The sequence below is a fragment of the Streptomyces vinaceus genome, assembly GCF_008704935.1.
GTDB classification, from domain to species: domain Bacteria; phylum Actinomycetota; class Actinomycetes; order Streptomycetales; family Streptomycetaceae; genus Streptomyces; species Streptomyces vinaceus.
Genome location: NZ_CP023692.1, coordinates 2,519,392 through 2,544,428, shown reverse-complemented (window position 1 = coordinate 2,544,428; position 25,037 = coordinate 2,519,392). Strand labels below are relative to the sequence as shown.

Here is a 25,037-nt window from a genome sequence, read left to right as displayed (position 1 = left end):
CCGGCGTCGGCGGAGTCGGAGCCGGCGTCGCCCCCGGCGGCGTCCGCGTCCGCTTCGGGTGAGGCGTCCGCGTCCGACCGGCTGCCGATACGCGGGGCCGACCGCCGGCCCGCCCGCGTCCGCCCGTACTCCCTCACGGGCGGACGCACCCGCTTCGCGCAGATCCTGCACGTGGAGACGTTCGTCGCCGCCTGCGACACCCGGGCGTCGGAGCCCCGGCGGCCCGAGCCCGAGGACCGCATGCCCGAGATGCCCGCCATCGTCGAGGTCTGCCGCCGCATGCGCACCATCGCCGAGATATCCGCGTTGCTGAAACTGCCCCTCGGGGTGGTCCGCGTCCTGGTCAGCGACCTCGCCGACCAGGGGCGGATACGCGTCTACGGGACCGGGCACGGCCCCGGCCGCCCCGAACGCGCGCTGCTGGAAAGGGTGCTCAGTGGTCTTCGCCGTCTCTGACCCGCCCGCCGGCGCGCCGCCCTCCTACGCCGAGGCCCTGGCGGACGAGCCCGTCCAGCCCTGGCAGTACGACCGCTCCCGCGCTCCCGTCGCCGTCAAGGTGCTGGTCGCGGGCGGCTTCGGCGTCGGCAAGACCACCTTCGTGTCCTCCGTCTCCGAGATCACCCCGCTGCGCACCGAGGCGGTGATGACGCAGGCCAGCGTCCCGGTGGACGACCTGTCCGGCACGCCGGACAAGAGCACCACGACCGTCGCCATGGACTTCGGCCGCATCACCCTCGACGACGACCTCGTGCTGTACGTGTACGGGACCCCGGGCCAGGAGCGGTTCTGGTTCATGTGGGACGACCTGGTGCGCGGCGCGATCGGCGGCATCGTCCTGGCCGACACGCGCAGGCTGCGCGACTGCTTCCCGGCGCTCGACTACTTCGAGAGCTGCGGGCTCCCGTACGCCGTCGCCGTGAACCACTTCGAGGGCTCGCACGCGTACGAACCCGAGGACGTGCGCGAGGCGCTGACCATCGGCCCCCACGTACCGGTCCTGATCATGGACGCGCGGCGCCGGGACACGGTCGTCGAGTCCCTGCTCACCCTGGTGGGCCACGCGCTGGACGAGACGCCCGAAGCCTAGAACCGCCGCAGAACTGCCCCACCGGACACCCGAATCGAGAACGTGAGATGCGCAAGATACTCGTCGTGGGGGCCGGCCAGTCGGGCCTCCAGCTCGCCCTCGGCCTCCAGGCCAAGGGGTACGAGATCACCCTCATGTCCAACCGGACCGCGGACGAGATCCGCACCGGGCGGGTCATGTCCACGCAGGTCATGTTCGACTCGGCGCTGCGCCACGAGCGCGACCTCGCCCTGAACTTCTGGGAGCGCCAGGCGCCGCGGATCGAGGGCCTGGGCTTCTCGGTGGCGGCCGGGGACGGTTCGCGCCCGATCGACTGGCTCGGCCGCCTCAAGGCGTACGCGCAGTCCGTCGACCAGCGGGTGAAGATGGCGGGCTGGCTGGACGTCTTCGTACAGCGCGGCGGACAGCTGGTGGTCCACGGCGCGTCCGTCGCCGACCTGGACTTCTTCTCCCGTACCTACGACCTGGTGCTGGTCGCGGCGGGCAAGGGAGAGCTGGTGTCGCTGTTCGGGCGGGACGCGGCCCGCTCCCCGTACGAGGCGCCGCAGCGCACGCTGGCCGTCTCGTACGTGCACGGGCTGGAGCCGCGCCCGGAGCACCCGGGGACGGAGGCGGTGCGCTGCAACCTGGTGCGGGGCGTGGGCGAGCTGTTCGTCATGCCGACGCTGACGACGTCGGGGCGGGCGGACGTCCTGTTCTGGGAGGGCGTTCCGGGCGGTCCGCTGGACGCCTTCAAGGGCGTGCGGGAGCCGGGGGAGCACCTCGCGCTGACGCTGGAGCTGATGAGGACCTTCACGCCCTGGGAGTACGCGCGGGCGGCGCAGGCGGAGCTCACGGACGCGGGCGCCGTGCTGGCCGGCCGGTACCCGCCGGTCGTCCGCAACCCGATCGGGCGGCTCCCGGGCGGCGGGCTCGTGCTCGGCGTCGCGGACGTGGTCGTCGCGAACGACCCGATCACCAGCCAGGGCTCGAACGCGGCCGCGAAGTGCGCGGCCTCGTACCTGTCGTCGATCCTCATGCACGGGGACAAGCCGTTCGACGAGGCGTGGATGAAGGCGACGTTCGACAGGTTCTGGTTCACGACGGGCAAGCCGGTGACCCAGTGGACGAACGCGATGCTGGGCGGCCTGCCGGAACACGTGCGGAAGCTGATCGGCGCGGCCGGGCGGTTCCAGGCGGTGGCGGATCGATTCGCCAACGGCTACGACCAGCCGGCCGACTTCGACGGGTACTTCTACGACGCGCAGGACGTGGAGGACTACCTGGCGGAGGTCGCGGGCGCTTCGGTGGCCGAGTAGCCGGTGTCGTCGCCGGCCTCGCCGTCGGGAAGCGACGGGGCGGTGAACTCGGCGAGCGGAGCCGCGCCGGGATCGGGCCGTACGGCGCCGAGCAGCGGGTTCGCGGCGATGGGGGACACCTTGACCTTCGCGCCGGGGCGGGGGGCCTGGATCACCTTGCCGTCGCCGACGTACAGGGCCACGTGGGTGGCGGTGGGGAAGTAGACCACCAGATCGCCGGGGCGCAGCTCGTCCAGGGGCACCTTGGGAAGCTGCGCCCACTGCTCCTGGCTGGTCCGGGGGATCGAGCGGCCGGCGTGCGCCCATGCCTGCGAGGTGAGCCCGGAGCAGTCGAAGGCCCCCGGACCCTCGGCGCCCCAGACGTACGGTTTGCCGATCTGCTCGGTGGCGTAGGTCAGCGCGGCCCCGCCGGCGGCCGTGGGCGTACGGGGGGTGGCGGCGAGCCGGCCGGATTCCAGCAGCTCGCGCTGGGCGGCAGCGGTGTTCGCGGCCTCGCGGGTGCCGAGCCGGGTGAGCTGGTCGGGGGTGAGCGAGGCGAGGACCCGCTCGACCTGCTTGAGCTTGAGGTCGACCTGCTGTTTGTTCCGCATGCGCTGTGCGGTCAGCGTCTGCCGGGCGTCGAGGGACTTGCGGGCGGCGGTGGCGAGGAGGTCGGCGCGGCGCTCGGTACGGGTGAGGCGGGCCAGCACCCCGGCCCGGCGGGCGCCCTCACGGGCGGCGAGCCGCCGCTGGTCCTGGGCGCCCCGGGGGTCGCCGGTGAGCAGCATGCGGGCGTACGGGGAGAAGCCGCCGACACCCTGGTACTGGGCCCGGGCCACCCGGCCGGCGGCGGCCTTCTCGGCGCCGAGGGCGGTACGGGCCTTCGCGAGCTCGGCGCTGAGCCGGCCCTCCTCCTCCTGCCCGGCCTTGAGCGCCTCTTCGGTGGCCTTGTACCCCTCGGCGGCGGCTTCGGCCTCCCGGTAGAGCCCCTGCAAACGGGCGAGCAACTCCCCCACCCCGAGCCCCTGGAGCGCCTCGGCCCCACCGCCCTGAGCCACGGCCCCGCTGCCCCCCGCACCCCCGCTGCCCCCCGCACCCCCACTCCCCACCCCGGCCGCCGCCTCGCCGGCACTCCCCGAGGCGGGCTCCTGCCCGGTACCGGCGGGGCCGGGCATGGACACGCCGGATCCACCCACGGGGCGACTTCCCCCCGCATCCCCGGAACTCGCCGAACCGCCGGGGTCCACGCCCGCCGAACGGAGCTCCTTCAGGGCGGTGTCACTCGTGGCGGCGTGTCGGGGGGCGGGGGATTCTGCCGTGGCGCGGGTCCGGGGGTTCGTGGCAGCGGCCGGCTCCGAGAGGAAGCCGGGCAGGGATCCGGCGTGAGTGACGGGGAGCGGCCCGGCCGACACGAACAGGGCGGCGATACAGACGGTACGGAGCACGCGGCGTGACAATGTGATCACCTCCAGGCGGCCGATGCTGCCACGCCCGGTATGACAAATCCCCCACCCGGAACGGCCAGTTCCCCACACCCACCCGTCCGGCCCAGCCCGCCCCGAGCTCGCTCCGGAGCCGGCCGTTCCCCCACGCGGCCACTTCCGATGCGTACGCCGGTGCCCTGCGAACCGGTAGGGGCCGGTCCGGGGCCCTGCCGGGGCGGCTTCGCGCCGGCCGGGGTCGGGGGCGGGGTGGGGTGCCGTCCGGGGCGGGCATGATTTATGGCGCCCTTTCCGGGTCGGACAAGGGCTGGCGGTTCGCGCCACAAATCACGTTTTAGCCCCGGCCGGCACCCCACCCCGCCCCCGACCCCGGCCCCCGGCCCCGGCCGACCCGGCCCCCGGCCCAGGCATCGCCCCCGTTCGGCGCGCGGGAGCGGTCAGGAGTGCAGCAGCCGGGTCTTCGCCTCCTTGAACTCCTGCGGAGTGAGCAGGCCTTCCCGGGCCAGGTTCGCGAGCTGCGCCAGTTCCGAGGCCAGCCCCTGCTGCGGCGCCCCCGGGGAAGCCGCCCCGGGGGAAGCCGCCCCCGAGGAAGCCGCCCCCAGGGAAGCCGCCCCGGGGGAAGCCGCCCCCGGCCGCCCCGCATCGGACTCCGGTCCACCCGTCGCCCGCGCGGCCGCACCGGACCCGGACGGCGACGCGGCCCCCGCCGCCCGGGTCAGGAGGCCTCGGAGCAGGGGGCGGCCGGTGGGACGGCGGGCCGGCTCCACCCGCACGCCGATCGGGCGGATGAACATCAGGCCGCCTCCGTCCGCTCCGGCGGGATCCGGACCGAGCCCGCGATCCGGCCGCCCGCCGCCCGTACGGCGATCGCCGCGTCCTCGGCCCACACGTGCTCCACCAGCAGCAGCAGCGCGCAGCTGCCCCGTTCCAGCAGCTGCGCCGACTCCTCGACGTCCTCGTCCCCGATCAGCTGCGCCGCCTCCCGGTGCCGCAGCAGCCCCTGCAGCTCCATGAACGCGTCGAACTCCGCGGCCAGCACCTCGCCCCCCGCCGTCTTTGTGACCACGAGCCCGTCGATCAGCCGTACCACCCCCGCCTTGCGCAGCCCCATCACGGCCTCGACCGCCGGCACCCGCAGCTGCTCCTCCGGGAACGCCAGGACGATGAATTCCACTGGTCCCATGTCTCGCCGCTCCCACTCGTGACCGATTCTGACTACTCCTCGGCACTCTATGACATAAGCGGACATACCATCCGTCCGCTTGCTACGTTTCCGATATGACCGCTCTGACGGCAGAGGTGGCGGAGCCCGCGCCGCCCCCGCCCCCCGACGGCTCCGCGCCCACGCGCAGAGGCGTCGAGCTGATGCTCCTCGCCGGCGCCGTCCTCATCTGCGTCCTCGGCCACCTCTACGTCGGCCTCGCGACCACCGGCCGCACCCCCGAGCCCGTCGGCCCCTATGCCGCCGGGCTCGCGGGCGCCGCCCTGCTCGCGCACCTCGCCGTCCGCCTCCGGGCCCCGTACGCCGATCCGCTCGTCCTGCCCATCGCCGTCCTGCTCAACGGACTCGGCCTCGTGCTCATCCAGCGCCTCGACGCGACCACCCCCGCCCAGCTCACCGCCGGCGGCCAACTGCGCTGGTCCGCCCTCGGCGTGGCCCTCTTCGTCCTCGTCGTGGTCGCGCTGCGCGACCACCGCGTGCTCCAGAGGTACGCGTACCTCTCCGTCGCCGCGGCCCTCGCGCTGATGCTCGTCCCCGTCTTCTTCCCGGCCGTCAACGGCGCCCACATCTGGATCCGGTTCGCCGGACTCTCCTTCCAGCCCGGCGAGTTCGCCAAGATCCTGCTGGCCGTCTTCTTCGCCTCGTATCTCGCCGCCAACCGCACCGCCCTCGCGCTCACCGGGCGACGGCTGTTCTGGAAGCTGCGGCTGCTGCCCGGCCGGGTGCTCGGGCCGATCCTCGCGATCTGGCTGCTCAGCGTCGGCCTGCTGGTCCTGGAGAGGGATCTGGGGACCTCGCTGCTGTTCTTCGGGCTGTTCGTGATCATGCTGTTCACCGCCACCGGCCGGATCGGGTGGATCGCGATCGGGCTGCTGCTCGCCGCCGTCGGCGCGTACGCCGTCGGGACCTTCGAGCCGCACGTGCACAGCCGCGTCGAGGACTGGCTGAATCCTTTCGCCTCCATCGAGAGGGGCGAGGGGCCCGGCCAGCTCGCCCAGTCCCTCTTCGCCTTCGCCGCTGGCGGACTCCTCGGCTCCGGACTCGGCCACGGCCAGTCCTTCCTCATCGGCTTCGCCGCCAAGTCGGACTTCATCCTCGCCACCGCCGGGGAGGAGCTCGGCCTCGTCGGCATCACCGCGATCCTGCTGCTCTACGGACTGCTGGTCCACCGCGGCTTCCGCGCCGGGCTCGCGCTGCGCGACCCCTTCGGGCGCCTCCTGGCCACCGGACTCGCCTCGATCGTCGCGCTCCAGGTGTTCGTCATCGCCGGGGGAGTCACGGGGCTGATCCCGCTCACCGGCATGGCCATGCCCTTCCTCGCCCAGGGCGGCTCCTCCGTCGTCACCAACTGGGTCATCGTCGCGCTGCTCGTCCGGCTCGGCGACAGCGCCCGCCGGCCCCGCCCGGCCGGAGCGGAGGCCGCCGCGTGATCCGCTACATCCGCTGGTGCGCGTACTTCTGCGCCCTGCTGCTCGCGGCCCTGCTCGTCAACGTGGCCCGGGTGCAGGTCTGGGAGGCCGCCGCGTACGGGGCGAACCCGGCCAACAAGCGGCCCGCCATCGAGCGCTACGCCGAGCCCCGCGGGGACATCCTGGTCGACGGCCGGCCCGTCACCGGATCCCGGGACAGCGGGCAACTGCTGCGCTACGAGCGGACGTACGCGAACGGCCCGCTCTACGCGCCGGTCACCGGGTTCTCCTCGCAGACGTACGGGACCAGCCTGCTGGAGCGCGCCGAGGACGCCCTCCTCGCCGGCACCGATCCGGGGCTCTCGGCCTTCCCGCTCTGGTACGACCTCGCCCGCGGCCGCCCGTCCGGCGGGAACGTGGAGACGACCGTGCGGGCCGGCGCGCAACGGGCCGCGTACGCAGGGCTCGCGGGCCGGCGCGGCGCCGCGGTCGCCCTGGAGCCCGCCACCGGGCGGATCCTCGCCCTGGTCAGCAGCCCCTCGTACGATCCGGCGGCGCTCTCGGGCACCGGTGGGCCCGTCAAGGCGGCCTGGGCCCGGCTGAACGCGGACCCCGCCCGGCCGATGCTGAACCGGGCGCTGCGCGAGACGTACCCGCCCGGCTCCACCTTCAAGATCGTGACGGCGGCCGCTGCCCTGGACACGGGCGTGGTCAGCGATGTGGACGCGCCCACGCAGACCCCCGACCCCTACCCGCTGCCCGGCACCAGCACCCTGCTGCCGAACGCGGGCACCGGCTGCCAGGACGCCTCGATGGCGGAGGCGGTGCAGTGGTCCTGCAACACGGTGATGGCGAAGATCGGTGTGCGGGTCGGGCTGCGCGCGATGGTGGACGCGGCGCGCCGGTTCGGGTTCAACGAGGAGGGGCTGAGGGTGCCAGCCTGGGTGTCCCGGTCGAACTTCGACACCGACATGAGCCCGGACCAGCTGGCCCTCTCCTCGATCGGCCAGTTCAACACGAGGGCCACCCCGCTCCAGATGGCGATGGTGGCGGCGGCGGTGGCCAACGGCGGCGAGCTCAAGTACCCCTACCTGGTCGAACGGACCACCCAGGACGACGGGGACCCGGTCCGGCGCGGGCAGCAGCGCGCTCTGGGCCGGGCGATGAGTCCGGCGACGGCGCTGCGGCTGCAGGAGATGATGGTGCAGGTGGTGGAGAGCGGGACCGGACCGGGCGCCGCGATCCCGGGCGCGGTGGTGGGCGGCAAGACCGGTACCGCGCAGCACGGGGTCGGGAACGCCGGGACCCCGTACGCGTGGTTCATCGGCTGGGCCAAGGCCGAGGACGCGCCGCTGCCGGGGGTCGCGGTGGCGGTGGTCGTGGAGGACGCCGAGGCGCGCCGCGGGGACATCAGCGGCAACGGCGCGGCGGCCCCGATCGCCCGGGCGGTGATGGAGGCCGTGCTGTCCGCACCGGCGAAACGCTGACGGGGCCGGCCTCCGCAGCCCCTCCTACTCGGGGTCGGCGCCCTGCGCGATCGCCTCCGCCACCTCCGCCACCCGGTCCGCCTCCTCCGCGGCGAAGCGTTCGCGGTCCAGTGCCTCGGCGATCTCCTCGTCCTGGGCCATCAGCAGGTCCAGGTTGGAGTTGCCCATCTCGAAGACGCCCATGTCCAGGTACGCCTTCTGCAGCCGCTCGCCCCACAGTCCGATGTCCTTGACGCACGGCACGATCCGGCTGAACAGCAGCTTGCGGAACAGGTGCAGGAACTCCGACTGCTCGCTGAACTCCTCGGCCTCCTTGCGGGAGATGCCGAAATTCTCCAGCACCTCCACCCCGCGCAGCCGGTCCCGCATCAGGTGGCAGCCCTCGATCACGAACTCCTCGCGCTCGCGCAGCTCGGCGTCCGTCAGCTGCTTGTAGTAGTCCCGCAGCGCCATCCGTCCGAAGGCCACGTGCCGGGCCTCGTCCTGCATCACGTACGCGAGGATCTGCTGGGGGAGCGGTTTGTCGGTCGTATCGCGGATCATCCCGAAGGCGGCCAGCGCCAGTCCCTCGATGAGCACCTGCATGCCGAGGTAGGGCATGTCCCAGCGGGAGTCGCGCAGGGTGTCGCCGAGCAGCGCCTGGAGGTTGTCGTTGATCGGGTAGAGCATCCCGACCTTCTCGTGCAGGAAGCGGCCGAAGATCTCGGCGTGCCGGGCCTCGTCCATCGTCTGGGTGGCGGAGTAGAACTTCGCGTCCAGGTCGGGCACCGATTCCACGATGCGCGCCGCGCAGACCATCGCGCCCTGCTCACCGTGGAGGAACTGGCTGAAGTTCCAGGCGGAGTAGTGCCGGCGCAGTTCGCCCTTGTCCTTCTCGGTGAGCTTGGACCAGTGCCGGGTGCCGTAGAGGGTCAGTGCCTCGTCCGGGGTGCCGAGCGGGTCGTGCGGGTCCACCTCCAGCTCCCAGTCGATGCGCTTGGCGCCGTCCCACTGCTTGTCCTTGCCCTTCTGGTACAGGGCGAGGAGCCGCTCGCGGCCCGCGCCGTCCTCCTGGCCGACGTACATGGCCTCCCAGCTGAAGCGGGCCGCGCCGGTGGCCGGGACCTGCCAGACGTCCGCGCCCGGGTCCTTGGTGTAGAGCTCGTGCGTCGACACTGACGCCCCCTCGGCTCGTGTACTTCCCTACAGGACTGGATGGTTGGCAGCGTCACACGTTGGTAGACGCGGGGTCAACAAGTCGTGCGCAGGGGATTGACGGTCTTGCTGACAAGCAGTCTCATAACTACTGACCGCCGGTAACCCGATGAGCGAGGTATCCGAAGCCATGACGACCGTGACCGATCGAGGCGTGCTGCAGGACGCGCTCGGCCTCCTCAAGGACCGCGAAGAGATCGCCGCACGACTGCTCGAATCCTCGGCCAAGCACTCCTTCGACCCGGACAAGGAACTCGACTGGGACGCCCCGCCCGTCGACGGCGCGTACTACTGGCCGCCCGAGCTGCTCTCCCTCTACGACACCCCCCTGTGGAAGAAGATGGGCGAGGAGCAGCGCATCGACCTCTCCCGCCACGAGGCGGCGGCGCTCGGCTCGCTCGGCATCTGGTTCGAGATCATCCTGATGCAGCTGATGGTCCGGCACATCTACGACAAGTCCCTGACCAGCAACCACGTCCGCTACGCGCTCACCGAGATAGCCGACGAGTGCCGCCACTCCATGATGTTCGCCCGCATGATCCAGAAGGCCGGCGCCCCCGCCTACCCGGTCTCGCGCACCAACCACAACCTCGCGCGCATCCTCAAGACCATCTCCACCACCCCCGGTTCCTTCGCCTGCACCCTCCTCGGCGAGGAGATCCTCGACTGGATGCAGCGCCTCACCTTCCCCGACGAGCGCATCCAGCCCCTCGTGCGCGGAGTCACCCGCATCCACGTCATCGAGGAGGCCCGGCACGTCCGCTACGCCCGCGAGGAACTGCGCCGCCAGATGCTGACCGCCCCCCGCTGGGAGCAGGAACTGACCCGCGTCAGCTGCGGGCAGGCCGCCCGCGTCTTCTCGCTGGCCTTCGTCAACCCGAAGGTCTACGAGAACGTCGGGCTCGACCGGCGCGAGGCCCTCGCCCAGGTCCAGGCGAGCGGCCACCGGCGCGAGGTCATGCAGACCGGCGCCAAGCGGCTCACGGACTTCCTCGACGACATCGGCGTCCTGCGCGGGGTCGGCCGCAAGCTCTGGAAGAGCTCGGGACTCCTCGCCTGAACCGGCTGTTTCGGGGCTACCCTGCGGGCATGACGACCGTACGCGCGTACCGCAGGCTGAGCGTCGAGGAGCGGCGGGCCCAGCTCCTCGACGCCGCCCTGTCGCTGTTCGCGCACCGGGCCCCGGAGGAGGTCTCGCTCGACGACGTCGCCGAGGCGGCGGGTGTCTCGCGGCCCCTGGTCTACCGCTACTTCCCGGGCGGCAAGCAGCAGCTGTACGAGGCCGCCCTGCGCTCGGCGGCGGAGCTGCTGGAGCAGTGCTTCGCCGAACCCCAGGCGGGGCCGCTCACCCAGCGCCTCTCCCGGGCCCTGGACCGCTACCTGGCCTTCGTGGACGAGCACGACGCGGGCTTCTCGGCCCTCCTCCAGGGCGGCAGCGTCGTCGAGACCTCCCGTACGACGGCCACGGTGGACGGCATCCGCCGGGCCGCCGCCCAGCAGATCCTCTACCACCTGGCCGTCCCGGCCCCCGGGCCACGGCTGCGGATGATGGTCCGCACCTGGATCACCGCCGTCGAGGCGGCCTCCCTCATCTGGATCGACGAGGGCAAGCAGCCGGAGGTCTCGGCCCTGCGCGACTGGCTCGTCGACCAGTTCATAGCCCTCCTGACGGCGACCGCGGCCACCGATCCGGAGACGGCCGCCGCGGCGCGCGCCGCACTGGCCCTGGAATCGGCGGACGGCCCGGTCGGGGTCCTGGCCCGCCGCGTGATCCCGGTGGTCTCCGAGGCCGCCCACCTGCTGTGACACTGGTGGGGTGAGAAGCGAACGCACGCCCTTCGAGGGCGGCCCGATGGACGGGCGGGTCCTGCCGGTCCTCCTCGGCCCGACCGGCCACCCGCCGAAGTGGTACGAGATCCCGGTCCCGGCGGCCGACGGCGGCCCCCCGACGGTCCTGCTGTACGAGCGGGTCCCGGCGGGCCACTCGAAGCGGCTGCACCTCCAGAAGGGCTGGAAGTACACGTACACCCCCTCCGGCCGCAAGCCCGCGCTCCGCTGGCCCTGGACGAAGACGAAGCCGCGGACGGAGCCCCGACCGGAGCCCGAGGCGGAGCAGAAGCCGGCCCCGCCCACCGCCTGATCAGGCCGAAGGGCAGGGCGCAGGAGCGGGCGGGGGCTCCGGCAGCGTCAGCACGGCCAGCGCCCCGCCACCCTCCGCGCCCCGGAACTCCAGCCGCGCGCCGATGACCTCGGCCTGCCCCATCGCGATGGTCAGCCCCAGCCCGTGCCCCTTGCCCGAGCCCACGCCCCCGGTCCGGAACCGCTGCGGGCCGTGCGCCATCAGGTACTCCGGGAACCCGTCGCCGTGGTCCCGTACGGTGACCACCGGGCCGTCCACCGTCAGCACCACCGGCGCCCGCCCGTGCTTGTGCGCGTTGGCCACCAGGTTCCCCAGCACCCGCTCCAGCCGGCGCCGGTCCGTCTCCACGTGCGCGTCCCGGACGACCACCAGCTCCGTCGGGGTCCCCGACGCCCGGACCACCCGTCGCGCCAGACGCGCCAGCTGGTGCAGATCCGTCTCCACCACCTCGCGCCCCGAGTCCAGCCGTGAGATCTCCAGCAGGTCCTCGGTCAGCCCGCGCATGGTCCGTACCCGCTCCTGCACGAGCTGCGTGGCCCGCCCCTCGGGCAGCAGCTCCGACGCGGCCTGCAGCCCCGTCAGCGGGGTGCGCAGCTCGTGGGCGACGTCCGCCGTGAACCGCTGCTCGCTCAGCAGCTTCGCCTGGAGGGTCCCGGCCATCGTGTCGAGCGCGCCGGCCACGGTCGCCACCTCGTCCTGGTGCCGGGAGGGGTCCTTGGTGCGCGGGTCGTCCACCCGCGCGTCCAGATCGCCCTGGCTGATCCGCCGGGCCACGGTCGCCGTCTGGTGCAGGCGCCGGGTCACCCGGGTCACCGCGAAGGCGCCCACCAGCAGCGTTCCGCAGATGGCCAGCACGGAGGAGCCGATGATCGCGTTGTCCAGGCCGGTGATCGTCCGCGCGCTCTGCGCGTAGTCCACGGCCGTGGCCAGGGCCTTGCCGTCCGCCGGGGCCGCCGCCCACATCGTCGGCCGGCCCTCGTACTCGGCGACCATCGTGGCGCGCTGCCCCGACACCGCCAGCGCCCGCAGCCGCGGGGGCAGCCCCGCCGGGTCGATCCCCGCGTCGGGCGGGAGTGCCTCCCCGGCCTCGTACTCACGGGAGACGTCGTGCAGCTTCTCCAGCGCCTTGTCCCGGGCCGCGGAGACCGTCTGCCGGGTCACCTGCACGTGCACCAGCGCGCCGAGCACGGCGGCGAGCGAGCAGCACATCACGACGATGAACAGCCCGGACTTCCACGTCAGCGTGGCCGTCCACGCGGGCAGCCGCCCCCGTACCCGCTTCACCGGACCCCCTCGACGGACGGCTTCAGCGGCGGGGACGGGGCGGGGCTCTGCGCCGTGCCCGGCAGCCGTACGATCTGCTCGCGCGCCGGCAGCATGGTCCGCTGCTTCTCGTCCCAGGACCACGCGGTGATCAGCTCGTAGCCGGGATTCCCGCTCGGCACCCGCAGGACCACGTCCTGCCCGGCCAGGTCCACAGCGACGACGGTCTGCGTCGTCGCCATGATCCGGTTGAGACGTCCGTCCGGGTCCGCCGTGTAGGCCCGTACGGACATCATCCGGTCGGGCATCTCGATGCCGACGACGAGCTCGTCGCGGCCGTTGCCCGTCAGGTCCCGGTAGTAGGGGGCCAGCACCGGGCACTTCTCGCGCGGCTGCCCCGCCCGCCCGCAGGCCTTGATCGCGGCGACGGTCTCCGGGGGCATCCCGTCCGGGCCGACGTCGGTGTTCGGATGGGCGGCCAGCTCGGCCTGGACGAGGGCCACCGGATCCACCCCGTGCACGTTCTGGTCGGTCACCGGCGCCAGCCCCTGCACGTACTCCGGCGGCGCACCCCCGGGCTCGGCGGGCGGTACGGAAGCCCCGCGGTGCGAGGGCCACAGGTGTACGGGACCGCTCGCGGTCGCGGTCGGACCGGCGGCCACCAGGCCGCCCGCGTCGCCGCAGCCCGCGAGCAGGGGCAGCAGCGGGAGCAGGGGCAGGGCGAGCAGGGCGGCGCGTTTCATCGGCGAATCTTAGCCTTATGTGGAGATATGACCGTTTATGAAGGCTTCGGGGCCGCCGACGGGCCCGGGTCGGTCAGCCCTCGGTACGGCCGCGGCGCAGCATGGCGAAACCGAGCCCGGCCGCGCCCACGGCCGCGATGCCGCCGCCCGCGGCGAGCAGCAGGACGCCGTCGCCCGGCCCGTCGGCCAGCGTGTCCAGGGCCCCGCCGACGGGCGTACGGGCGTGCCCGGCCGAGGCCTGGACGACCCGGCCGTCGCGGACCCCGGTCTTGTACCCGTCGGAGACCGGCGTGGCGGTGCGGCCGTCCGCCCCGCCCGTCTCGCCGACCCAGGAGGAGAGCCGGCCGTCGGGCCGCAGCGCCGCGTGGAGCGGGCCGGCGCCGCCGACGCCGGCGATGCCGTCGTGGCTGGTCAGGGTGGCGGCCTTGGTGCCGTCGGCGGCCAGGATGTCGGCCTGGAAGCCGCCCCGCGCGACCCGGTAGACGTTCGCCCGGGACACGCCGTCCGCGAGGGCGAGGCTCTTGACCAGGGTCCGGGGCGCACCCGCGGAGTGCGCCGCCGACGCGGCGGGCACCCCCTCGGCGAGCGCGGCCGCGGCGGGCAGGGCGAGGAGGGTTCCGGCGCAGACGGTCACTGCGGCGGCTCGTACGAGAGTGCGGCGGCTGACGGTGCTCACGGGAAATCCTTCGGTCCGGTCCAGGTGCGACCAACCTAGGAGTCCGCTGTGTCAGTACCGCGATGAGCATGTAACAGGCACCCGGCGGAGTTCCGTAGAAGCTGTTACACGACCGAGAACTCCGCCGGGGGATTGCCGGGAGCCGCCCGGGCTGCTCCCATGTACGGCGGGGGGTGAGGTCCATGCGGGGACTCAGGGTGCTGCCGAGCGGCCGCCCCGGCCGCGGCCGGCTCTACGTCAACCTGCCCGACGGTCAGGCGGTGGCCTGGTACGACCGGCAGACCAACCGGATCAGCGTGCTCGCCGACCAGCACCGCGAAGCGGTCGTGGCGGCGTTGCGCCCGTACATCGCCGGCCCGTTCACGGTCGGTCCGCCGCCGGTGCCCACCCCGGCCGACCTGCGCAGACTCGCCCTCGCACCGGACGAGGACCTGGCCCCGAACCGCCCCGGCGAACTCCTGCTGGGCGAACTGGAACACGGCTCGGCGGGCACCCGGACCCGGCACCGGCTCCGCCAGGACCTGACGGCCCAGCAGCGCATGGGCGAGCTCCTGGACTCCCTGGAACCGGAGGGCTGGCGGGTCCTGCACGGCGTCCCGCTGCCGGGCCTCGGCCCCATCGACCACCTCCTCATGGGCCCGGCGGGGATCTTCTGCGTCCGTACCCTCCCGGGCCGCCGGCAGCGCGCGGCCGTCGGGGACCTGCTGATGACGGTGGGCCGCGCCGAGCCCCGCCCGGACCCGCGCTGGATACGCCGGGCGGCCGCGGCGGCCACCCGGGCGCTCGCGGCCCCGGTCCAGCCGGCCTTGGCCCTGGTCGACGCCTCCCGCGTGGACGTGGCCCCGACGGTCCGCGACATCCGCATCCTGGAACCGGCGACCGCCGCGGCGCACCTCGCCTCGGCCCCGACCACCCTCAAACCCCCGGACACGGAGGCCCTGTTCACCCAGGCGCGGGACACCCGCACCTGGCTCCCGCCGCTCCCGCACCGGCCCCGGTCGCGGTCCTTCACGGCCCGCAGGCCCAGGAACGGCCGATAGGCCCCGGGGCCGTTCAGGGGCGCAGCGCGCGGGGTTCCTTGCCCAGGCGGCGGCGGAGCAGGGCCCGCAGGGCGCCCGGGCTCTCGTACCCGACCCGGCGGGCGACCGCCGCCAGCGGCAGGCCGGTGGTGCGCAGCAGGTGCTCGGCCTGCTCCACCCGCAGGTCCTGCACCAGCCGGATCGGCGTGCGGCCGAGCGTGCGGGAGACCGTGCGCTGCAGGGTGCGCTCGCTGACCCCGAGCTCGCGGGCCGCGTCGGCGATGGACAGCGGCTGCGCGATGCGGGCCCGGACCCACTGCTCGAAGGCGGCCACCAGCGGATCGTGGCGGGCCAGGGCGCTGGGAATGGCGTACGCGGCCTGCGAGGCCCGGTCGTCGACGACGAGGTAGTGCCGCACCAGGTCGGCGAGGGCGGGGCTGCGCGTCCCCACGATCGCCAGCGCGAGGTCGAGGTGGCTGAACGCGGCCCCGGCGGTGGTGATCCCGTCCGAGGTGGTGACCATCCGCGTCTCGTCCACGGTGACCTTGCGGTAGCGGTCCCGGAAGACCGGGGCGAGCCACCAGCTGGTGGTGGCCCGGTGGCCGTCGAGCACCCCGGACTCGGCCAGCAGGAACGTCCCGGTGCAGGACGTGGCGAGGGGGGTGCGCCGTTCCCGGGCCTCGGCGAGCAGCCGGCGCGCGGTGCGGTGCCCGGCGGAGGCCACCGTCTCCACCAGCGCCTCGGGGCGGCGCTCCATGAGGGCGGGCACGACGAGGAGGTCGGCGTCCTCGGCGGTGCGCGCGGGCTCGGTGTCGATCCGGTGGCCCAGGCCCGTGCGGACCGTGCGCCTGAGGCCGACGGTACGGATGTCGAAGGCGGGCGGCGGGGCTCCCGGCAGCCGTCCGCGCAGGGCGTTGGCCGTGTGCAGGACGTCGAGGACGGCCGAGACTCCGGAGTCGAACACCCCGTCGAGGACCAGGACGGCGGTTTTCACCAGCCCACCCTAGCGGCGGGGACGGATGAGCGGGGGTGTCGGAATCGGTGCGCAAGGCGCCGGATCCGTCACTCCCGCGGCGGGCCGGGCCCCGCCTAGGCTCGGATCATGACGACGCCCCGGACCATCCCGTACGCCGCTTCCGCCGACGCCGACCGCTCCCGCACCCACACGTGGCATTCGCGCCCCGAACCCACCCCGGAGATCCTGGGCATGAGCGGGCTCGAAGTCCTCCAGGCATGCCTGAAGGGCGTGCTGCCCGGGGCCTCGATGATGAGCACCCTGGGCTTCCGGCTGACGGAGGCCGAGGAGGGCCTCGTCGTCTTCGAGGGGGATCCGGGCGACCACCTCCTCAACCCGATGGGCACGGTGCACGGCGGGTTCCTCGCCACGCTCCTCGACTCCGCGCTCGGCTCGGCCGTGATGACCCGCCTCCCGGCGGGCACCACGTACACGACCGTGCAGTTGGGGGTGCACATGATCCGCCCGGTGCTGGCGCAGACGCCCACGCTGCGGTGCGAGGGGAGGGCCCTGCACGTGGGGCGCACCACCGCCACGGCCGAGGCGCGGGTGGTCGGCGCCGAGGACGGCAAGCTGTACGCGCACGGCACGACCACCTGCGTGGTCCTGCGCCCCTGACCGGCGGGCGTCCGGGTGCGTGTGCGTTCAGGCCGAGGCGCGCTTGCGCGGAGCCGCCTTCTTCGCCGTGGCCGCCGCCTTCTTCGGCGAGGCCGCCTTCGACGTGGACTTGGTGGCGGTCGACTTGGTGGCCGTCGACTTGGCCGAGGCCGACTTGGTCGCCGTGGACTTGGCCGAGGCGGTCTTCTTCGTACCGCCGGCCGTCTTCTTCGTCGCGGCAGTGGACTTCTTCCCGCCCACCGCCTTCGGCGCGGCCGCCGCCGCCTTGCGGCGGATCGGGGTGACCCCCGCCTTCTCCGCCGTCGCCGTCGCCTCCCCGCGCGAGGCCTTCGCCGCGTTCACGCTCTTCTCCAGCGCCGCCATCAGGTCGATGACCTTCCCGCCGGCCGGTTCCACCTCGGCCTCCGCCGCGGGCTCGAACGCGCCCTCGGACTTCGCCGAGATCATCGCCTCCACGGCCTCCCGGTACTCGTCCGTCAGCGAGTCCATCTCCACCTCGCCCAACGTCGCCATCAGCGCGTCCGCCAGGTCCAGCTCGGCCTCCCGCACCGACACCTTCCCCTCCGGAGCCACGCCCTCCGGCACCCGGATCTCGTCCGGCCACAGCAGCCCGTGCATCGCGATCACGTCGTCGACCACCCGCAGCATGCCGAGCCGCTCCCGCCCCCGCAGCGCGTACTTGGCGATCGCGACCTTCCGGCTGCGCTTGAGCGCCTCCCGCAGCAGGGTGTACGGCTTCGCGGCAGTCGGCCCGTTCGCCGCGAGGTAGTAGGCGGCGTCCATCTGCAGCGGATCGATCTCGTCCGCCGGGACGAACGACACGATCTCGATCGTCTTCGCCGTGGCGATCGGCAGCTGCGCCAGGTCCTCGTCCGTGATCGGGATGATCGACCCGTCCGCCTCCTCGTACCCCTTGCCGATCTCGGCGGTCGCCACCTCCTCGCCGTCCAGCTCGCACACCTTGCGGTAGCGGATCCGTCCGCCGTCGCTCAGGTGGATCTGGCGAAAGGAGATCGAGTGGCTCTCGGTGGCGTTCACCAGCTTGATCGGAATGCTGACCAAGCCGAAGGAAATCGCCCCGTTCCAGATGGATCGCACGGTTCCTCCCGATTCATGGCAATCTCATCGTATGACGCCGATCACCATGGTGGAGGGGCGTCGCATCCCGCTCTCCAACCTCGACAAGGTCCTGTACCCCGAGACCGGATTCACCAAGGGCGAGGTGCTGCACTACTACGCCACCGTCGCCCCTTCGCTGCTGGCCCACATCCACAACCGGCCGGTGTCGTTCCTGCGCTATCCCGACGGCCCGGACGGACAGCTCTTCTTCACGAAGAACCCGCCGCCCGGCACCCCCGACTGGGTGAAGACCACTCCCGTGCCCCGCTCCGAGGACCTCTCCGCCGAACAGGTGGTCATCACCGACCTGGCCTCCCTCATGTGGGCCGCCAACCTCGTCGTCGAGTTCCACACCCCCCAGTGGCCGGCCGGCGGCCCGGCCGTCGCCGACCGGCTGATCATCGACCTCGACCCCGGCGCCCCCGCCACCGCCGTCGAGTGCTGCGCCGTCGCGCTGTGGCTGCGCGAGCGCCTGGCCGCCGACGGCCTGGAGGCGTACCCGAAGACCTCCGGTTCCAAGGGCATGCACCTGGCCGTGGCGCTGGAGCCGACCCCGTCCGAGCGGGTGTCGGCGTACGCCAAGGGCCTCGCACAGGAGGCCGAGCGCGCACTCGGCGACCTCGCCCTGCACCGCATGGCCAAGGCCCTGCGCCCCGGCAAGGTCTTCGTCGACCACAGCCAGAACGCGGCAGCCAAGACCACCGCCGCCCCCTACACACTGCGCGCGCGGGCCCGGCCCACCGTCTCGGCCCCCGTCTCCTGGGAGGAGGTCGCGGCCTGCCGCACCCCCGAAGACCTGGTGTTCCTCGCCGACGACATCCCGCCGCGGCTGGAGCGCGACGGGGACCTCTTCGCCCCGCTGACCGACCCCGACCGCGCCCACCGGCTGCCCGCACCCCCCGGGGGTCGACCGTGATCCGCGTCGCGCTCGCCGCCACCGTACGCACCCTGCCGCGCGGGGACGGCCTGGCGTACGAGCCGAAGTTCGACGGCCACCGCCTGGTCATCGTGCGCACCGCCGAGGACGTGGTGCTCCAGGCGCGCTCCGGCCGCATCGTGACCGCGGCCTTCCCCGATCTGGCGGCCGCGGCCCGGAGGCTGCCCGCCGAGACGGTCCTCGACGGCGAGGTGGTGATCTGGCACGCGGGCCGTACGGACTTCGCCCTCGTCCAGCGCCGGGCGGCGGCGCCCACGGCGGCCCGGGCCGCCGTGCTGGCGCAGAGCCTGCCGGCCTCGTACGCCGCCTTCGACGTGCTCGAACTGGCCGGGCTGGACCTGCGCGGGCGCACGTACGAGCGGCGCCGGGCGCTCCTCGTCGACCTGCTGCTCCCGCTGGGCCCGCCGTTGCAGCCGGTCCCGATGACGACCGACCCGGAACTGGCCGCCACCTGGTACGAGACCCTGCCCGCCAGCGGTATCGAGGGCCTGGTCGTCAAGCGGCTGGACCAGACGTACCCGGCGGGCCGGCGCGGCTGGCAGAAGCTGCGGCACACGCAGGTGCGGGACGCGGCGGTGGTCGGGTACACCGGCACCCCGCGCCGCCCGCTCGCGCTGGTCCTCGTCCTGCCGGTCGGGGACGAGACCCCCCTGGTGTCGAGCCCGCTGACGGCGGCGCTGCGGGCGCAGGTGGTGGCGGCCGTGGCGGAGCGGGACGCGCCCTCCCGCACCCCGGCCGGGGCCACGGTCACCGCGATCGGGCTCGGCGAGGTCCCCTACCGGCCGCTCGATCCGCCGCTGACGGCCGAGGTCCGCCACCCCTCGACGGCCCGGCACCCGCCGCCGGAGGTGATCCGGCTGCGGACGGAGCTCTGACACCCGTGACCCGCGCCGCGGCGCGGGTCACGGGTCACGGGTGCGGGGCGCGGGCCGGCGGGCGGGTCAGGCGTTCCCGCTGGGCTTGTAGACCGGCGGCTCGCCGTGCGGGGGCTGCTGCGGGCCGGGGTAGCTCGGCGGGTTCCGGTACCCGGCCTCCCGCTCGGCCCGGGCCTCCTCCTGGTGGCTGCTCGTGGTGGAGCCGAAGTTCCCGTAGCCCTGCATCTCGTGCGGGCGCAGACCGCCTTCGGGGATCTCCACGCTCTCGCGCTCCTCGCGGAGCTCGTGGACCGCGCCGCCCTCGGGCAGATGGGGCTGGCTCTCGGCGGTCGGCGGCGGGGGCTCCTTGGCCCGGACCCGCTGGCCGAGCTTGAAGGCGCCCAGCAGGAAGCCGACCACGATGATCCCGACGACCAGGAACCACGCGATGTTGCTCAGGGTCTGGTCCAGACTCAAGGTCATGTCCATACGCACTATTTTCCCGCATTGGTGCCTGTTTCACCCTGAACGCGGGGAGATCCTCTGATCAGAGGACCGGGCGACTACCGCACCGGATCGGGGGCAGGCGCAGCGGCGACCCGCCCCGGAAGGAGCCTGAAAATGCCCCGCGGATCTTCACCCAAACGAGAACGCCAGTACGAGCACATCAAGGAGAGCGCCGAGCAGCGCGGCGAGTCCGAGGAGCGGGCCAAGGAGATCGCCGCCCGGACCGTCAACAAGGAACGGGCCCGGGCCGGCGAGTCCGAGACCGCGAGCAAACTGTCCCTGGAGGACATGTCCTCCGGACGGCGCGGCGGCCTGCACTCCCACTCGGGCGCGCAGGGGCCGACGTACGAACAGCTCTACGCGGAGGCCAGGCGCCGCAACATCCACGGCCGCTCCGAGATGAACAAGACGCAGCTCAAGCGCGCCCTCGGCAGCTGAGCCGGCCCCGGACGGGCACCGCCCGGCGCGGCCTAGCGCAGCGGCCCTTCCGAATCCCGCAGCGCCCGGACCTCGTACCCCCCGAGCACGGCCAGGATCTCCGCGCAGATCGCCAGCGCCGTCTCCGGGGGCGTCCGGGCACCGAGGTCCAGGCCGATCGGCCCGTGCACCCGCGCGATCTCCGCCTCGGAGACCCCCGAGGCCAGCAGCCCCTCGCGGCGCCGCGCCGTCGTCTTGCGGGAGCCGAGTGCGCCGACGTACGGGATCCCCAGCGCGAGCGCGGTCCGTACGGTCGGCACGTCGAACTCCGGATCGTGGCTCAGCATGACCAGGCAGGCGGCGTCCCGGCGGGCCTCCAGCAGTTTCCCGGCCTCGGCGACGGAATCGACGAGTCCGGCGCCCCAGCCCAGCAGCAGGGCCTGCGCCTCGATGATCTCGGCGAGCTCGCCGCCCCCGCCGATGAGCACGTACGGGGCGGAAGGGTACGCCTCCACGAACACCAGCCCGCGCTCCCCGTACAGCGCGTCCCGCCCGGGCCGGCGCGTGGCCAGCAGCTCCCCGGCCCGCCGCTCGGCGTCGTCGGCCGGGGTGTCGACGGCCCGTACCACCTCGCTCAGCGCGTGCCCGGCCTGCTCGTCGAGCCGGGTCACGAGCGCGACGCCCACGCCCTCGCCGAGCAGGTCCCACCACGCGGCGGGCACGGCCGACAGCGGTTGGAGCAGGATCTCGGCCCGCCCGCCGCAGGTCAGCTTCGCCTCCACGGCCTCGTCGGCGCCGACCGAGACCTCGCACACCCGGGCGGTGGCCCCGGCGGGCACGGCCGCAGCCTCCGCCACCAGCTCGGCGTCGAAGACCCCCCGGTACAGGGCCCCGACGCACTCCCCGCGCGCGTCCACGAGCAGGGCCCCCGCCGGGTCCCGCGGCCCGAAGCCCTGCTCGGCCACCGGCCGGGCCAGGAACGCGGTGCGCCCCTCCGCCGTCCACCGCCGCGCCGTCTCCACCAGCTCACGCATCGCGCCGCCCCATCCTCGTCGTCAGAGCCCGCCCCAAAGCACCAGGCCGGCGGCGCGGACGCCGCCTGACGGCCAACCTACGCACGCACCCCACCCCTACCCATCCCTCAAAACCCACAGACCCGGACCCGCCTCCCTCGTACGGACCACCCACCGGCCGCCGCACCCGAGTTGCACGCGGGCGCCGGGAGGCGTTGTTTCGAAGTACGGCAGGGAACGCCGGGGACGACCCTTGGGGATGACCCGCAATGCTCTTCACGGACCGCGACGACGCAGGTCGAAGGCTCGGCGCCGAGCTGGCGAGGTACGCGCCGGACCGTCCCGTGGTGCTGGGGCTGCCGCGCGGCGGGGTCCCGGTCGCCTTCCACGTGGCCCACGCCCTCGGCGCCCCGCTCGACGTGATCGTCGTCCGCAAGCTGGGGGTGCCGTACCAGCCCGAGCTGGCGTTCGGCGCGATCGGCGAGGGCGGCGTACGCGTCATCAGCGAGGACATCGTCCGGCGCGGGCGGCTGCGCCCGCAGGACATCGCCGCCGTGGAGGAGGCGGAGCAGGCGGAGCTGACCCGCCGGGCCGCCCGCTACCGCGCGGGCCGGCCGCAGGAGGACCTGCACGGGCGGACGGTGATCGTGGTGGACGACGGCATCGCGACCGGCGCCACCGCGGCCGCGGCCTGCCAGGTCGTACGGGCGCAGGGCGCGGCCCGCATCGTCATGGCGGCCCCCGTGGCCCCGCCGGACGCGCTGGCCCGGGTGGGGGCGGTGGCCGACGAGGTGGTCTGCCTGGGCTCGCCGCCGGGGTTCTCCTCGGTCGGCCAGTGGTACCGGGACTTCTCCCAGACCCCGGACGAGGAGGTCGTCGCCCTGCTCGCCCAGTCGCCGCGGCGCCCGGCCCCAGCGGAGCAGGCCGGGGTGGAGGTGGCGGTGGAGGCGGCGGGCCTGCGCCTTCCCGGAGACCTCACCCTCCCGCCGGGGGCCGGCGCGGTGGTCGTGTTCGCGCACGGCTCGGGCAGCAGCCGGCGCAGCCCGCGCAACCGCCGGGTGGCCGCGGACCTGAACCGGGCCGGTCTGGGCACGCTGCTGTTCGACCTGCTCACCCCGGCCGAGGAGGCGGACCGTACGAACGTCTTCGACATCGCCGCCCTGGCCGCCCGCCTCGCCGCCGCCACGACCTGGCTCGGCACCCGCACCCCGGTCCCGCCCGCCTACTTCGGCGCCTCGACGGGGGCGGCGGCCGCCCTCGCGGCCGCGGCCGGGCCCGACTCGCCGGTCTACGCCGTGGTCTCCCGCGGCGGCCGCCCGGACCTGGCCGGATCCCTCCTCGCCGGGGTCCGCGCGCCCACCCTCCTGATCGTCGGCTCGCAGGACCACCAGGTCCTCGCCCTCAACCGCGAGGCCCGGACCCGGCTGCGCTGCGAGAGCCGCCTGGAGATCGTGGAGGGCGCCACCCACCTCTTCGAGGAGCCCGGGGCCCTCCACGAGGTGTCCGCCCTCGCCGAGCACTGGTTCACCACCCACCGTCCGCGCCCCGGGGGCTCCCTCGCGGGGGAGTGAACCCGGGGCTCAGACCAGCCAGCCCGCGTCGCGGGCGATGCGGATCGCGTCCACGCGGTTGCGGGCCTTCAGCTTCATCACGACCGTCGTCAGGTAGTTCCGCACCGTCCCGGTGGACAGGTGGAGCTCCCCGGCGATCTCGGCGGCCTCCGAGCCCTGCGCCGCCATGCGCAGCACCTCGGTCTCGCGGTCGGTCAGCGGGCTCTCCAGCCCGTTCCACGCGGCGACGGCCAGCTTGGAGTCGATGACCCGGTGCCCGGCCACGACCCGGCGGATGGCGCTGGCCAGTTCCTTCGGGGAGTCGTCCTTGAGGAGGTAGCCGGAGACCTGGGCCGCCAGGGCCCGGCGCAGCGTTCCGGGGCGGCCCAGGCTGGTGAGCATCAGCGTCCGGCACTCCGGGAGGTGCTCGTGGATCTGCACGGCCGCGCTCAGGCCGTCGAGTCCGGGGAGGTCGATGTCGATGATGGCGATGTCCGGCCGGACGTCGAGGGCGGCGGCCAGGATCTCGTCCCCGCGCGACAACTCGCTGACGACCTCCAGGTCGTCCTCCAGGTCCAGCAGGGCGACGAGCGCTCCGCGCACCATGTGCATGTCCTCGGCCAGCAGGATTCTGATCACCGTGACGAGCCCCCCGTCCGCGCGGTCGATCGTGTACTTGTGATCATAGCAACCGGCCTGGTCCGGCGACCGGTTGGCAGCCGGTGGCGGGCGCTCACGTCAGGCGAGGAGCCATGAGCGCTCGCCCTCCGCCGCCTCGTCCGCCTCGTCGAGGTCGGGGTCGACGTCCCCGTGTGCCGGGACCCGTGCCACCAGCCGGAACAGGGTGCCGGGGCCCCGCTCGGCCGTCAGCTCCCCGCCCACCGCCCGCAGTCGCAGCCCCAGGTTCCCCAGGCCGCTGCCGCTGTGCGGCGAGGTGTCGCGGTAGCCGTCGGTGACCCCGTCGTTGGTGACCGACAGGGTCATGAGGCCGTCCTCCTCGACCGCGGTGATCTCGCAGTGCACGGCCCTGCTGTGGCGCAGGACGTTGGTGACGGCCTCCCGCAGGACGGTGGCGAGCACCGTGTCCACGGGCGGACTGACCTCCCCCATGCGGATGTCGGTCACCGCGTCGACCTCGGCGGCGCCCAGCACCGACTTGGCCGAGGCGATCTCCTCCTCCAGCGACATGTCCCGGTACCCGCTCGCCACCCGCCGTACGTCGGCCAGCGACTGGCGGGAGATGGCCAGCACGTCCTCGATCTCGTCCATGGCCCGCGCCGGATGGGCCGGGATCAGGCGGTGGATGAGCTCCCCCTTGAGCTGGATCGCCGAGAGGCTGTACCCGAGCAGGTCGTGCAGGTCCCGCGCGAAGCGCAGCCGTTCGCGGGTGACGGCGGCGCGGGTGAGTTCGCCGCGGCTCTCGTGCAGGACGCGGACCAGCTCCGACAGCCGGGTCAGGCCGAAAGTGACGAGCCCGGTCAGCAGGGTGGTCTGCACCAGGTAGACGCTGTCGATGACGGGCCGCCCCTCCAGGAGCGGGGGCACCAGCATGCTGACGCCCACGATCCCGTAGAGGATCCAGCCCAGGCGCGGGGGCAGGAGCAGCAGCAGGGACCCGGCGAGGAAGCCGGCCATGGCGCCCCACTGCGACTTCAGGGCGATGAGCGGCAGGTAGGTGAAGGCGGCCTGGGCGCCGAGCGTCAGCGCCCGGTGTCCGGTCGGGACGCGCTGCGTGCTCGTCCGGGAGTGCAGGAGCTGGAGGGCGAAGACCGCGCCCAGGCAGCCGAAGGCGGCGGCCAGGGCGAGCCCTTCGACTCCGGCGCTGAGGATGTTCAGGGCGGTGATGCCCACGTAGCAGAGGAGCGCGGCGATGAGGATGACCTGCGCCATCCGGGGTGCGGGTAAGTCCCGGCTCCGTCGCAGAATGCCCTCGACCAGGACCGCCTCCGACGGTCCATCCGAGGACTTGAGGCGGCCAGGCATGTCAATCCCCCTTAAGCGTTCCTCTGTTACACGCCAGATGTGAGCATAGGGGAGGGGCGTGGACC

27 protein-coding genes are annotated in these 25,037 nt (G+C 73.7%); 14 read left to right on the top strand and 13 right to left on the bottom strand.

Translation table 11 applies throughout. The features are described from left to right. Nucleotides 1–81 precede the first annotated feature (81 nt). The 3 genes from CP980_RS11105 to CP980_RS11095 are packed head-to-tail and all read left to right on the top strand — an operon-like array spanning nucleotide 82 to nucleotide 2,385. Nucleotides 82–456, top strand: a complete 375-nt coding sequence (locus CP980_RS11105; protein WP_132757242.1) for a DUF742 domain-containing protein — start codon at nucleotides 82–84, stop codon at nucleotides 454–456. Further along, the gene (locus CP980_RS11100) at nucleotides 437–1,087 is read left to right on the top strand and encodes a GTP-binding protein (RefSeq protein ID WP_373312833.1); all 651 of its coding nucleotides are present in this window, start codon (nucleotides 437–439) and stop codon (nucleotides 1,085–1,087) included. The genes CP980_RS11105 and CP980_RS11100 overlap by 20 nt, the downstream gene beginning before the upstream one ends. A 47-nt stretch (nucleotides 1,088–1,134) precedes the next feature. Next, nucleotides 1,135–2,385 carry a styrene monooxygenase/indole monooxygenase family protein gene (locus tag CP980_RS11095; protein ID WP_150528089.1) on the top strand — a complete coding sequence of 417 codons (1,251 nt, stop codon included), beginning with the start codon at nucleotides 1,135–1,137 and terminating at the stop codon, nucleotides 2,383–2,385. On the opposite strand, the gene CP980_RS11090 is transcribed toward CP980_RS11095, so the two are convergent. The 3 genes from CP980_RS11090 to CP980_RS11080 form a co-directional block, all read right to left on the bottom strand. Continuing rightward, complete coding sequence (locus CP980_RS11090) at nucleotides 2,346–3,422, bottom strand: C40 family peptidase (protein ID WP_229906928.1); 1,077 nt, start codon at nucleotides 3,420–3,422, stop codon at nucleotides 2,346–2,348. The two genes, CP980_RS11095 and CP980_RS11090, sit on opposite strands and share 40 nt — an antisense overlap. Before the next feature lie 821 nt (nucleotides 3,423–4,243). Beyond that, a complete protein-coding gene (locus tag CP980_RS11085; RefSeq protein ID WP_150528088.1) occupies nucleotides 4,244–4,600 on the bottom strand; it encodes a hypothetical protein in 357 nt (118 codons plus the stop codon). Beyond that, entirely contained in the window at nucleotides 4,600–4,989 is a 390-nt protein-coding gene (locus CP980_RS11080; RefSeq protein WP_132756720.1) for a DUF6325 family protein, read from the bottom strand. The genes CP980_RS11085 and CP980_RS11080 overlap by 1 nt, the downstream gene beginning before the upstream one ends. 95 nt (nucleotides 4,990–5,084) lie before the next feature. Between CP980_RS11080 and CP980_RS11075 the strand changes: the two genes are divergently transcribed. Together CP980_RS11075 and CP980_RS11070 are read left to right on the top strand one after the other, a co-directional pair. Next, nucleotides 5,085–6,458: an FtsW/RodA/SpoVE family cell cycle protein gene (locus tag CP980_RS11075; RefSeq protein WP_132756721.1), complete on the top strand. Its 1,374-nt coding sequence runs from the start codon at nucleotides 5,085–5,087 to the stop codon at nucleotides 6,456–6,458. Beyond that, entirely contained in the window at nucleotides 6,455–7,924 is a 1,470-nt protein-coding gene (locus CP980_RS11070; RefSeq protein WP_150528087.1) for a penicillin-binding transpeptidase domain-containing protein, read from the top strand. Before CP980_RS11075 ends, CP980_RS11070 begins: the two co-directional genes overlap by 4 nt. Before the next feature lie 24 nt (nucleotides 7,925–7,948). Here CP980_RS11070 and CP980_RS11065 read toward each other — a convergent pair whose 3' ends face one another. Continuing rightward, a complete protein-coding gene (locus CP980_RS11065; RefSeq protein WP_150528086.1) occupies nucleotides 7,949–9,079 on the bottom strand; it encodes a ferritin-like domain-containing protein in 1,131 nt (376 codons plus the stop codon). A 169-nt stretch (nucleotides 9,080–9,248) separates the two neighbouring features. Here CP980_RS11065 and CP980_RS11060 point away from each other — a divergent pair, with 169 nt between their 5' ends. The 3 genes from CP980_RS11060 to CP980_RS11050 are packed head-to-tail and all read left to right on the top strand — an operon-like array spanning nucleotide 9,249 to nucleotide 11,258. Continuing rightward, nucleotides 9,249–10,178 (top strand): AurF N-oxygenase family protein, encoded by a 930-nt coding sequence (locus tag CP980_RS11060; protein WP_244328232.1) that lies wholly within the window; start codon nucleotides 9,249–9,251, stop codon nucleotides 10,176–10,178. Nucleotides 10,179–10,207: 29 nt separating this feature from the next. Then, nucleotides 10,208–10,924, top strand: a complete 717-nt coding sequence (locus tag CP980_RS11055) for a TetR/AcrR family transcriptional regulator (protein ID WP_030153674.1) — start codon at nucleotides 10,208–10,210, stop codon at nucleotides 10,922–10,924. Nucleotides 10,925–10,934: 10 nt separating this feature from the next. Then, on the top strand, nucleotides 10,935–11,258 hold the full coding sequence (locus CP980_RS11050; RefSeq protein ID WP_150528085.1) for a hypothetical protein: 324 nt from the start codon (nucleotides 10,935–10,937) through the stop codon (nucleotides 11,256–11,258). Here CP980_RS11050 and CP980_RS11045 read toward each other — a convergent pair whose 3' ends face one another. The 3 genes from CP980_RS11045 to CP980_RS11035 form a co-directional block, all read right to left on the bottom strand. After that, nucleotides 11,259–12,542: a sensor histidine kinase gene (locus CP980_RS11045; protein ID WP_150528084.1), complete on the bottom strand. Its 1,284-nt coding sequence runs from the start codon at nucleotides 12,540–12,542 to the stop codon at nucleotides 11,259–11,261. It lies immediately after the preceding gene. Beyond that, complete coding sequence (locus CP980_RS11040) at nucleotides 12,539–13,264, bottom strand: hypothetical protein (protein ID WP_150528083.1); 726 nt, start codon at nucleotides 13,262–13,264, stop codon at nucleotides 12,539–12,541. Before CP980_RS11040 ends, CP980_RS11045 begins: the two co-directional genes overlap by 4 nt. Nucleotides 13,265–13,337: 73 nt before the next feature. Then, nucleotides 13,338–13,940, bottom strand: a complete 603-nt coding sequence (locus CP980_RS11035) for a hypothetical protein (RefSeq protein WP_132756734.1) — start codon at nucleotides 13,938–13,940, stop codon at nucleotides 13,338–13,340. A 182-nt stretch (nucleotides 13,941–14,122) separates the two neighbouring features. On the opposite strand from CP980_RS11035, the gene CP980_RS11030 reads away from it, so the two are divergent. Next, nucleotides 14,123–14,980, top strand: a complete 858-nt coding sequence (locus tag CP980_RS11030) for a nuclease-related domain-containing protein (RefSeq protein ID WP_150528082.1) — start codon at nucleotides 14,123–14,125, stop codon at nucleotides 14,978–14,980. Nucleotides 14,981–14,993: 13 nt separating this feature from the next. Here the strand turns inward: CP980_RS11030 and CP980_RS11025 are convergent, their stop codons facing one another. Next, nucleotides 14,994–15,953, bottom strand: coding sequence for a GlxA family transcriptional regulator (locus CP980_RS11025; RefSeq protein ID WP_132756738.1), 960 nt, complete (start codon nucleotides 15,951–15,953; stop codon nucleotides 14,994–14,996). A 108-nt stretch (nucleotides 15,954–16,061) separates the two neighbouring features. On the opposite strand from CP980_RS11025, the gene CP980_RS11020 reads away from it, so the two are divergent. After that, complete coding sequence (locus CP980_RS11020) at nucleotides 16,062–16,592, top strand: PaaI family thioesterase (protein WP_132756740.1); 531 nt, start codon at nucleotides 16,062–16,064, stop codon at nucleotides 16,590–16,592. A gap of 27 nt (nucleotides 16,593–16,619) precedes the next feature. On the opposite strand, the gene ku is transcribed toward CP980_RS11020, so the two are convergent. Continuing rightward, on the bottom strand, nucleotides 16,620–17,690 hold the full coding sequence (gene ku, locus CP980_RS11015; protein WP_150528081.1) for a non-homologous end joining protein Ku: 1,071 nt from the start codon (nucleotides 17,688–17,690) through the stop codon (nucleotides 16,620–16,622). A 31-nt stretch (nucleotides 17,691–17,721) separates the two neighbouring features. Here ku and ligD point away from each other — a divergent pair, with 31 nt between their 5' ends. Continuing rightward, a complete protein-coding gene (gene ligD, locus CP980_RS11010) occupies nucleotides 17,722–18,627 on the top strand; it encodes a non-homologous end-joining DNA ligase (RefSeq protein ID WP_132756744.1) in 906 nt (301 codons plus the stop codon). Further along, nucleotides 18,627–19,523: an ATP-dependent DNA ligase gene (locus CP980_RS11005; RefSeq protein ID WP_150530198.1), complete on the top strand. Its 897-nt coding sequence runs from the start codon at nucleotides 18,627–18,629 to the stop codon at nucleotides 19,521–19,523. Before ligD ends, CP980_RS11005 begins: the two co-directional genes overlap by 1 nt. Nucleotides 19,524–19,589: 66 nt before the next feature. On the opposite strand, the gene CP980_RS11000 is transcribed toward CP980_RS11005, so the two are convergent. Beyond that, nucleotides 19,590–19,991 (bottom strand): DUF6479 family protein, encoded by a 402-nt coding sequence (locus CP980_RS11000; protein WP_229906927.1) that lies wholly within the window; start codon nucleotides 19,989–19,991, stop codon nucleotides 19,590–19,592. A gap of 132 nt (nucleotides 19,992–20,123) precedes the next feature. Here CP980_RS11000 and CP980_RS10995 point away from each other — a divergent pair, with 132 nt between their 5' ends. Beyond that, entirely contained in the window at nucleotides 20,124–20,447 is a 324-nt protein-coding gene (locus tag CP980_RS10995) for a plasmid stabilization protein (protein ID WP_132756746.1), read from the top strand. A 32-nt stretch (nucleotides 20,448–20,479) separates the two neighbouring features. Here the strand turns inward: CP980_RS10995 and CP980_RS10990 are convergent, their stop codons facing one another. Then, complete coding sequence (locus tag CP980_RS10990) at nucleotides 20,480–21,460, bottom strand: XdhC family protein (protein WP_150528080.1); 981 nt, start codon at nucleotides 21,458–21,460, stop codon at nucleotides 20,480–20,482. Between the two features lie 248 nt (nucleotides 21,461–21,708). On the opposite strand from CP980_RS10990, the gene CP980_RS10985 reads away from it, so the two are divergent. Beyond that, nucleotides 21,709–23,010 carry a phosphoribosyltransferase family protein gene (locus CP980_RS10985; RefSeq protein WP_150528079.1) on the top strand — a complete coding sequence of 434 codons (1,302 nt, stop codon included), beginning with the start codon at nucleotides 21,709–21,711 and terminating at the stop codon, nucleotides 23,008–23,010. 9 nt (nucleotides 23,011–23,019) lie between these two features. On the opposite strand, the gene CP980_RS10980 is transcribed toward CP980_RS10985, so the two are convergent. Together CP980_RS10980 and CP980_RS10975 are read right to left on the bottom strand one after the other, a co-directional pair. Further along, nucleotides 23,020–23,628 (bottom strand): response regulator transcription factor, encoded by a 609-nt coding sequence (locus tag CP980_RS10980; protein WP_099889481.1) that lies wholly within the window; start codon nucleotides 23,626–23,628, stop codon nucleotides 23,020–23,022. 99 nt (nucleotides 23,629–23,727) lie between these two features. After that, nucleotides 23,728–24,879 carry a sensor histidine kinase gene (locus tag CP980_RS10975; protein WP_229906926.1) on the bottom strand — a complete coding sequence of 384 codons (1,152 nt, stop codon included), beginning with the start codon at nucleotides 24,877–24,879 and terminating at the stop codon, nucleotides 23,728–23,730. Between the last annotated feature and the right edge of the window lie 158 nt (nucleotides 24,880–25,037).

Coding starts and splice junctions, on each gene's coding strand:
- CP980_RS11095 (WP_150528089.1), top strand. CDS start 1,135: ATGCGCAAGATACTCGTCGTGGGGGCCGGCCAGTCGGGCCTCCAGCTC.
- CP980_RS11085 (WP_150528088.1), bottom strand. CDS start 4,600: ATGTTCATCCGCCCGATCGGCGTGCGGGTGGAGCCGGCCCGCCGTCCC.
- CP980_RS11080 (WP_132756720.1), bottom strand. CDS start 4,989: ATGGGACCAGTGGAATTCATCGTCCTGGCGTTCCCGGAGGAGCAGCTG.
- CP980_RS11075 (WP_132756721.1), top strand. CDS start 5,085: ATGACCGCTCTGACGGCAGAGGTGGCGGAGCCCGCGCCGCCCCCGCCC.
- CP980_RS11060 (WP_244328232.1), top strand. CDS start 9,249: ATGACGACCGTGACCGATCGAGGCGTGCTGCAGGACGCGCTCGGCCTC.
- CP980_RS11055 (WP_030153674.1), top strand. CDS start 10,208: ATGACGACCGTACGCGCGTACCGCAGGCTGAGCGTCGAGGAGCGGCGG.
- CP980_RS11040 (WP_150528083.1), bottom strand. CDS start 13,264: ATGAAACGCGCCGCCCTGCTCGCCCTGCCCCTGCTCCCGCTGCTGCCC.
- CP980_RS11030 (WP_150528082.1), top strand. CDS start 14,123: ATGCGGGGACTCAGGGTGCTGCCGAGCGGCCGCCCCGGCCGCGGCCGG.
- CP980_RS11020 (WP_132756740.1), top strand. CDS start 16,062: ATGACGACGCCCCGGACCATCCCGTACGCCGCTTCCGCCGACGCCGAC.
- ligD (WP_132756744.1), top strand. CDS start 17,722: ATGACGCCGATCACCATGGTGGAGGGGCGTCGCATCCCGCTCTCCAAC.
- CP980_RS11000 (WP_229906927.1), bottom strand. CDS start 19,991: ATGGACATGACCTTGAGTCTGGACCAGACCCTGAGCAACATCGCGTGG.
- CP980_RS10995 (WP_132756746.1), top strand. CDS start 20,124: ATGCCCCGCGGATCTTCACCCAAACGAGAACGCCAGTACGAGCACATC.
- CP980_RS10990 (WP_150528080.1), bottom strand. CDS start 21,460: ATGCGTGAGCTGGTGGAGACGGCGCGGCGGTGGACGGCGGAGGGGCGC.
- CP980_RS10985 (WP_150528079.1), top strand. CDS start 21,709: ATGCTCTTCACGGACCGCGACGACGCAGGTCGAAGGCTCGGCGCCGAG.
- CP980_RS10975 (WP_229906926.1), bottom strand. CDS start 24,879: ATGGCGCAGGTCATCCTCATCGCCGCGCTCCTCTGCTACGTGGGCATC.